This window comes from Altererythrobacter sp. BO-6 (genome assembly GCF_011047315.1).
Lineage (GTDB): Bacteria > Pseudomonadota > Alphaproteobacteria > Sphingomonadales > Sphingomonadaceae > Erythrobacter.
Genome location: NZ_CP049259.1, coordinates 2,854,595 through 2,862,286, shown reverse-complemented (window position 1 = coordinate 2,862,286; position 7,692 = coordinate 2,854,595). Strand labels below are relative to the sequence as shown.

8 protein-coding genes are annotated in these 7,692 nt (G+C 59.6%); all 8 read left to right on the top strand.

What is annotated here, in order from left to right:
* The first annotated feature begins 728 nt into the window (after positions 1-728).
* The 8 genes from G6N82_RS13980 (at position 729) to G6N82_RS13945 (ending at position 7,691) form a co-directional block, all read left to right on the top strand.
* On the top strand, positions 729-908 hold the full coding sequence (locus G6N82_RS13980) for a Flp family type IVb pilin (protein WP_165197456.1): 180 nt from the start codon (positions 729-731) through the stop codon (positions 906-908).
* Between the two features lie 118 nt (positions 909-1,026).
* Complete coding sequence (gene cpaB / locus G6N82_RS13975) at positions 1,027-1,932, top strand: Flp pilus assembly protein CpaB (protein WP_165197454.1); 906 nt, start codon at positions 1,027-1,029, stop codon at positions 1,930-1,932.
* Between the two features lie 10 nt (positions 1,933-1,942).
* Entirely contained in the window at positions 1,943-3,406 is a 1,464-nt protein-coding gene (locus G6N82_RS13970) for a type II and III secretion system protein family protein (protein ID WP_241255120.1), read from the top strand.
* Entirely contained in the window at positions 3,396-3,686 is a 291-nt protein-coding gene (locus tag G6N82_RS13965; RefSeq protein ID WP_241255119.1) for a hypothetical protein, read from the top strand. Before G6N82_RS13970 ends, G6N82_RS13965 begins: the two co-directional genes overlap by 11 nt.
* A 66-nt stretch (positions 3,687-3,752) precedes the next feature.
* Complete coding sequence (locus tag G6N82_RS13960) at positions 3,753-5,387, top strand: pilus assembly protein TadG-related protein (RefSeq protein WP_165197452.1); 1,635 nt, start codon at positions 3,753-3,755, stop codon at positions 5,385-5,387.
* Positions 5,384-5,887, top strand: coding sequence for a TadE/TadG family type IV pilus assembly protein (locus G6N82_RS13955; RefSeq protein ID WP_346773739.1), 504 nt, complete (start codon positions 5,384-5,386; stop codon positions 5,885-5,887). The genes G6N82_RS13960 and G6N82_RS13955 overlap by 4 nt, the downstream gene beginning before the upstream one ends.
* Before the next feature lie 2 nt (positions 5,888-5,889).
* On the top strand, positions 5,890-6,507 hold the full coding sequence (locus G6N82_RS13950; protein ID WP_165198285.1) for a TadE family protein: 618 nt from the start codon (positions 5,890-5,892) through the stop codon (positions 6,505-6,507).
* Positions 6,504-7,691, top strand: a complete 1,188-nt coding sequence (locus G6N82_RS13945; RefSeq protein WP_165197448.1) for an AAA family ATPase — start codon at positions 6,504-6,506, stop codon at positions 7,689-7,691. Before G6N82_RS13950 ends, G6N82_RS13945 begins: the two co-directional genes overlap by 4 nt.
* Position 7,692 lies beyond the last annotated feature (1 nt).

The window sequence follows — 7,692 nt, the reverse complement described above, 5'->3', positions numbered from 1 at the left end:
TTGCTTGCAAGCGCGGTAACCATATTTCGATCTGCGCCCAAGGCCCCCAAACCCCTGAAAAACCAAATGTGAACGATAACTGGAGTCGCCCCGTCCCGTTGTGACACAGGCTGTTAGCCAGAGATGAACAACGCGGCCTAAATCGGCTTGCAATCAGGCTCCTATCAGTGCCCGATCAGTGCCCGATCAGGAGGCGCCGTATAATGGAGCCGAATGATAGCGCCATATGATAGCGACATATAATGGGGTATCGCAGACGCAGCTGGCGCAGCGGCGATTGCCCGGCTGGCCGCAACCAGGGTGGCAAGGCTGCACGGCGGCAGTGGTGCAAAAACGAATCACTTATTTTTCAAGTGCATCGAATCGTCCCGATAGCGCTTGCCAGCGCGCCAGCGATTCGCCTATGCTGCTTTGCAACGAGGTCTCGGGGGACCAGCGCATTAACCGGTTCTGTTAGCAGACTAACGGTGTAAGTGCCTCTTTTCCTGAGATAGTTTGAAAAGGAATTAGGAAAGTTGACCCCAGCGGGTTAACCTATGAACATTATGGACAGTTCCGAGGGGGAGCCAAGTGCGAGAACCGGCGCGAGCCGGAAAATAAAAACGGGTCGCGCTGGTTCCAACATTTACCCCCCTCGGGGCAGGTTTGCCGGACAAGCCGGAAGCCTTGTTTAGGACAGTATCGCAGTTCTGCCGGGCAGGCGCGGTGCATTTAATGGGGTAAATGACATGACTTTTGTGAAAACTTTTCTTCGTGACGAGTCGGGTGCTTCGGCTGCCGAATACGCTCTGATCCTCGCCATCGTCGGCGCTGGCATTGCTGGTGCGGCTTTCGCACTCGGCGGCGCTATTACGGGCGCCATGGGCGATGCAACTGCATGTATCAATAACGCTAACGGCACCTGCTAATCAGCGTTTCTCAGACCAATCCCCGGCACTTCTGGGGATTGGTCTGACTCAATCTTGATCTTAGTCTAACTGGTTCCTGTTGGGAAACGTAACAGACAGAGCGTTTTGAGGGGGCAATATGCGGGGCAGAAATCTTCTGATTGTGGGGCTGGCCGTATTTCTCGGCCTAATCGCGGTCTATCTCGCGAATTCCTATTTCAGCGGCGTCGAGGAGCGGCAGACGCGCGCAGCCGAGGCGAACCAGCTGGCCCAGATCGTGGTCGCCACGCAGGAATTCCAGTTCGGCACCGCGCTCGCCACCACCAATCTCCGTCTGGCCAACTGGCCGGCCAATTCCGTGCCGCAAGGCGCCTTTGTCTCGATCGAAGAGGCAACCCGCGGCGGCCGTGTGGCGCTGCGCCCGATTGCGATCGGCGAACCCATCCTGGCCAGCAAGGTCAGCGGCGAAGGTGGGCGCGCCACGCTGGCATCGATCCTGCCTGAAGATTTGCGCGCTGTGGCCGTGCCCGTTTCCGCCGTGACCGGCGTGGGCGGCTTTGTGCGCGCGGGCGACGTGGTGGATGTGCTGCTGACGCGGCAGATCCCCGGCGATGGATCAACTTCAACCGACAAGATGACCACCGTGGTGCTGGAAAACGTGCTGGTGCTGGCGATCGACCAGATCGCCGATGAAAACCAGACCGAACCCGCCGTGGGCCAAACCGCCACGCTGCAAACCGATGTGGTCGGCGCGCAGAAGCTGGCGCTGGCGCGCGAGGTCGGCTCGTTAAGCCTGATCTTGCGCAATGTCGAAAACCAGGACATGGGCGGCACGCGCACCGTGACAAGCAGCGATCTGGGCGGTGCAGGATATTATATCGCGGCGCGCACCACTACGCCCACCACAGCACCTGCAGCTGTTGCTGCTGCGCCGCGCAGTTCAGGCGGCACCGCCGCGCCGCGCCGCGCCAGTGGCCCGACCATGGCGATTGTGCGCGGGGTCGAATCGACCACATATGAAGTCAAGCGCAACGGGGGGTATTGAGGTCATGCGCATGAACCTGAAAAAACAGCTGAAGGCCATGGGTGCCGCGACGCTGATCGGCCTTGCCGCCGGCGTGGTTCCGGGCCTTGCCCTGCCCCTTGCCGCGCAGGATGACATGTCGATCCATGCCGGATCGGTCGAAGTGCCGGTGAACAAGAGCCAGGTGATCACGGCGGACCGCCCGATTGCCCGCGCGATGATCGGCAATGACGAGATTGCGGACATTTTCCCGATTTCCGACCGGTCGGTCTATGTCTTGGGCAAGAAGCTCGGCACCACCAGCCTGACCCTGTATGATCGCAGCAACAATGTGCTGGCGGTGATGGACGTGGCAGTTGGCCCGGATGTGATCGGCCTGCGCGAACAGCTGTCCCAGCTGCTGCCGGGCGAGCCGATCGACGCGCGCATTTCCAATGAATCGATCGTGCTTTCCGGCCTGGTTTCCGGCACCAGTGCGGCAGATCGTGCGACGCAGCTGGCCAAGGCCTATGCCGGGGACAAGGTGGTAAACCTGATGTCGCTGGGCGGCAGCCAGCAGGTAATGCTGGAAGTGCGCTTTGCCGAGGTGAACCGAAATGTCGGCAAGGATCTGGGCGTTCGCACCTTCTTCAATTCGCGCGGCGGCCGCTTTAGCGGTGTAACCGGTTCGGGCTCAAGCCTGATCCCCGGCGGCGGCAACAGCAATTTCGGCAATGGTGATCTGCAGGTCGGCTCTGTTACCAATGCATTCGGCGTGCTGACCCGTTCCTTCACCGATGTGCTGGGGCTGGATATCGATGTCGCGCTTGATGCGCTGGAGGAAAAGGGCCTGTCCAAGACGCTGGCCGAACCCACGCTGGTGGCGCTTTCGGGTGAAAAGGCCAATTTCCTGGCCGGCGGCGAATTCCCGATCCCTGTGCTGCAATCGGGCGGCGGACAATCGACTGCCGGTGGCAATGGTACCGTTGGCATCACGATCGAATTCAAGCCCTTCGGCGTCAGCCTGGGCTTCACCCCCACCGTGCTGGGTGACAATACGATCAACCTGCTGGTGGAACCCGAAGTCAGCTCGATCGATGAAGGCGCCTCGATCACCGTCGGCGGCTTGCGCATCCCGGGCCTGCAGACTCGCCGCGCCAGCACCGTGCTGGAACTGCGCGACGGCGAAAGCTTTGCCATCGCTGGGCTGATCCAGAAGGATTTCGCCACTTCGGTGGAGCAGGTACCGTTGCTCGGCTCATTGCCGATCATCGGTTCGCTGTTCCGCTCCTCAAGCTTCCAGAAGGGCGAGACCGAGCTGCTGATCGTCGTCACCCCGCGCCTCGTCCAGCCGATCCGGCCCGACCAGGTGCGCCTGCCGACCGATCGCGTGTCTGACCCGGTCGAGGCGGACGTGCTGCTCAACGGCACGCTTTATCGCCCGGTGCCGGTGACGCCCAATGGCGTCGCCGCACCAGCCGCGAACACAAGTGAGGAGAGCGATTATGAGCTCTAAGTCGAAACTGATCGCCGCGATCTCGCTGGGGCTGATGGCCAGCGCCTGTTCCACCGCCGAAGGGCTGGAATTCGTGGGCCAGCAGGATCCCGGATTTGGCGAGGCCAACCGTACCACTTTTGCGGCTATGGTCGTCAATCCCGATCCGCAGTATGATGCGCCGATGATCACCAGCGCCGCCAAGGCCGCAGCTGCGATCGAACGCTATCGCACCGACCAGGTCAAGCAGCCCGAACGGGTCAGCACGACCGAAGGCATCAGCGAAGGCGGCGGTAACTGACGCGCAACGATGAAAAAGAAAACCGTAACGGGCGCATGGCAGAAGCAAAGCAGAACGGTATGACCCATGATTACGAAGGCAAGATATAGGAGATTCCTCAAGGATCAGAATGGCGCGGTTGCCGCCACCTATGCCCTTGCCCTGTTTGGACTGCTTGGCATCTTGGGCCTAGCTTTCGACTATGCCCGCATGGTGGGCATGCACACAGAGCTACAGAACGCGGCTGACCAGGCTGCACTGGCGGGTGCGAGCCAATTGGATCGCGAGCCGGGAGCCATGGCGCGCGCGGTTACCGCGATACAAGGCGGGCTCGCCGAAAATTCAACCGTTCTGGCTAATGATGGCGACGGACAAACCGTGACCTTTGCCGGCGGGGCCGAAGTCAACGTCTTCTTTTACAGGACCCGTGCGGAAGCCGAAGCGGGCGGACAGGTTTCAACGGCCACCACCGATGCCGAAGCCGGCTATGTCGGCGTGTTCGTAGACGGGCGCGAAGTGAACTATGCCTTCACTCCGATAGTGGGCGCGCTTGCCAGCGGCGACCTGGTCGCTAGCGCAGTGGCTGGCATGGGATCGGCGCTGTGCCGCATTCCTCCGCTGATGATCTGCAACCCGGACGAAGACTTTAACGGGGGCCTGGGTGACGAAAATGCCAATTTTGACCTCAATCGCGTAGGTACCGGGATGCTCGTGGTGGAAGGCCCGACCGGCTCTGGCCCAAGCTATTGGCAACCCGGCAATTACGGGTTCCTTGATCTCGGCAACGGCGCACAAGCCGTGTCGCAAGGCCTTGGCTGGATCGGCCCTCCGGGCGGATGCATCTCGATCGAAGGCAACGAGACGATTGCACCCGATACCGAGCCAGGGCTGAAAACCGGCGCAATTGACGCGATCAATACCCGCTTCGATATCTACGAGAACAACAGTTCGTGCCCCGCCGGCGGTCAATGCCCCTCGGCCTTCAATGCGCGCAAGGATCTTGTTCGCACGGCGCAGAGTACGCCTCCCTCGGGCCAGAACGCTTGTTCGATATCGAACAATAACACCGGCTGGCATGAGACAAGCGGAACGCGCTACCTTCCGCCCACCAATTCCGCGCTCCCTGATACAGTCACCCCGACCTCGATGGGCCATCCGCGTGACATATGCCATGCGGTTAGTTCGGCAGGAGTATGTAGTGAAGGCAAGTTCGGCGACGGGATCTGGGACCGCGATGCTTATTTCCGTTCGCACTACGGGTGGGATCGAGCCACCTGGCAAACCTACACCAAGACCGGCAACAGCCCGGTGCCAAATAATACGCCCACCCGCTACCAGGTCTATCTTTGGGAAGTGGCGAACGCGGGAGATACAATTAACGGCGTCAAGATTCTGGAGACTGATCCGGTTGGGGCCACTGGCGCGACGGAAATTAGGCAAGCCAAGCCCGTTTGCAGCGCCAACAAGACCTTCGAAGACCCGGACCGTCGAGTTATGACCATCGCAGTGGTCAATTGTACTGCGGAACAGGTGCGCGGCAAGACGCAGGACGTTGCTATTGCGGACTGGCTCGATGTGTTCCTGGTGCAGCCATCTGCAGCGCGCGATCGTACCTCGAAGAGCGACATATACTTCGAAGTGATCCGCAAGACTAATATCACGCGTACCGGCGCGCCCATCGGCCCGACGATCCGCCGCGACATGCCCTATCTGGTGCGATGATGGTACGTGCGCGCTTTCTTTCCTGCACGCGTGGTGCCGCAGCGGCCGAGATGGCGTTGATCCTGCCGCTAGCGACACTGCTGCTATTCACCACACTGGAAGCAGGGCACTGGATGTATACCCAGCACCAAGTCGTCAAGGGCTTGCGCGATGGCGCACGCTACGCTGCAAGGCAGAGCATCGACGATGTGGACTGTGCTGGTATTTCAGCGACGGTCATAAGCGAAGTGCAGAACCTTTCAACTACCGGCCAGCTTGTTAATGGCGGGTCCCCGCGAGTATCTGGCTGGGATCCAAGCGAAGTCGAGGTTCTGGTAAATTGTACGAGGGTTGATGCAACGGTCGCTCAAGCCGGTATCTATGACAGCTCTGAGCCGGGACGATCAGTGATTGTTCGTACAAGATTTGATTATGACTCGCTGTTCAACGGCCTAGGCATCCTCTCGGACACAACGGTCGACCTCAACGGGGAACAGGAAGCGGCCTGGATGGGCATATGATCATGCACGGTTTCATTTCCTCATTCGCCCGCGACGAGCGCGGCATGGCGGCAGAGTTTGCGCTGGTACTCCCATTGCTGCTCATCTTCGTGCTCGGCACAATAGACATTGGGCTTTACGCTTGGCGTATCAACCAAGCCGAGAAGGCAACCCAGTTCGGCGCACGTTGGGCAGCGGTCAATGAACCGCTCGCCAATCAGATTGCTAGCACCAGTTACGTTAATTTGCCATTTGGCAGCGGTGTTGTGGCCCAGGGCGATCGTCTCCCGCAAGGGGTCTTCGCGACTATCACCTGCGATAGCGATGGTTGCGATGGCGGAAACACACTTAATCAGTTGGCCTTCGATACTCTTGCTGACAGGATGAGGGCGGTTCTGCCAGCGATTCAAGACGACGATATCGAAGTTATCTATTCTGATTCGGGCCTCGGTTTTGCCGGCAACCCTAACGGTCCTGACGCTTCGCCTCTTATTACGGTGCGACTTAGAAATATGACGTTTACGCCAATTACACTGCTTTTGTTGGATACAGAGGTTTCATTGCCGGATTTCGCCTATACTCTTACCGCGGAAGATCTTTGTTCTGCTGCGGCGACCACACCAGCAGATTGTAAAATATGATGGGACGGATTGAGAACATTACCGAACCGTTTGGTAACGATGCCGCCAAACTTCCCCGGGGCGTCCATATTGTCGCTCAACCCACGATGCTGGCAGAGCTGCAAGGCTTTGCTTCAAGCGTCCAGGCTGTTCCTTGCGGTATCGAGGATCCCCTGCCCGTCGCCGATCTTGCAACCGCCAGCATCATCGTGATGGAGGTCGATCCGGCCTCCCGCAACTCGCTCGAGCGCGTGGATCGCCTGCGCAGCCAGATGCCCTCCGTGCCGGTGATTGCGGGCCTGGCAAAAGTGGATATCGCCACGTCGCGGCAATTGCTGCGCCGCGGGGTCAGCGATATCGTTGCCCTGCCCTTCTCGCTTGACGAGCTGGTGACTTCGATCGTCGACGTTGCGCAGCAGAGTGGCGCCGACAAGGTGGCAGAAGTCAAACTTGCGCCGTTTATCGCCGTCATGAAGACGATCGGCGGATCGGGCTCGACCACGATCGCCACTCATTTGGCTGCGCAGCTTGCGCATGATCTTGGCGAAGGCAAGCGCGCTTGCGTGATCGATTTGGACCTCCAGTCTGGCGATGCGGCTTCCTATCTCGGCTGCAGCCCGCGGATGACGCTGGCTGACCTGCTCGAGGCCGGTAGCAGACTGGACGATCAACTGATCACCTCGGTCGCGGCACATGGCCATGAACTGGTCGATGTCATCGCCCCGCCAAGCGATATCGTGCCGATCGAATCGATCGATTTCGAACAGTTGATGCGGGTGCTCAATATCGCCCGGCGGCACTATGATGTGGTCCTGGTGGACCTGCCTGCATCCTTCACCAACTGGTCGCTATCCACCGTCTATGCGGCAGACCTGACCTTGCTGGTGGGCACGCTGACGATACCGAGCCTGCGACATTCCAAGCGCCAGATCGATTTCCTCGTTTCGATGGGCATCCCGAAGGACACCATCCAAGTTGTCCTTAACCAGGCCGAGAAGGGCCTTTTCAAGACTATCAGTACTACAGACGCATCGGAGGCCATCAGGCATCCGGTGCTGGCAACAGTAAGTGAAGAAGCCTCCCTCCTGCGCGCGGCACAAGACCAGGGCCAACTGGTCTATGCCATCCAGAAGCGCAGCAAATTCAGCAAGGATATCATGCACCTGGCCGAACTGGTGGCCGGGCGCCTGAGGGAGGAGAGCTAAG

Bases quoted from the DNA above. Each gene is read 5' to 3' on its own strand.
- G6N82_RS13980 (WP_165197456.1), top strand. From the start codon at position 729: ATGACTTTTGTGAAAACTTTTCTTCGTGACGAGTCGGGTGCTTCGGCT.
- cpaB (WP_165197454.1), top strand. From the start codon at position 1,027: ATGCGGGGCAGAAATCTTCTGATTGTGGGGCTGGCCGTATTTCTCGGC.
- G6N82_RS13970 (WP_241255120.1), top strand. From the start codon at position 1,943: ATGAACCTGAAAAAACAGCTGAAGGCCATGGGTGCCGCGACGCTGATC.
- G6N82_RS13965 (WP_241255119.1), top strand. From the start codon at position 3,396: ATGAGCTCTAAGTCGAAACTGATCGCCGCGATCTCGCTGGGGCTGATG.
- G6N82_RS13960 (WP_165197452.1), top strand. From the start codon at position 3,753: ATGATTACGAAGGCAAGATATAGGAGATTCCTCAAGGATCAGAATGGC.
- G6N82_RS13955 (WP_346773739.1), top strand. From the start codon at position 5,384: ATGATGGTACGTGCGCGCTTTCTTTCCTGCACGCGTGGTGCCGCAGCG.
- G6N82_RS13950 (WP_165198285.1), top strand. From the start codon at position 5,890: ATGCACGGTTTCATTTCCTCATTCGCCCGCGACGAGCGCGGCATGGCG.
- G6N82_RS13945 (WP_165197448.1), top strand. From the start codon at position 6,504: ATGATGGGACGGATTGAGAACATTACCGAACCGTTTGGTAACGATGCC.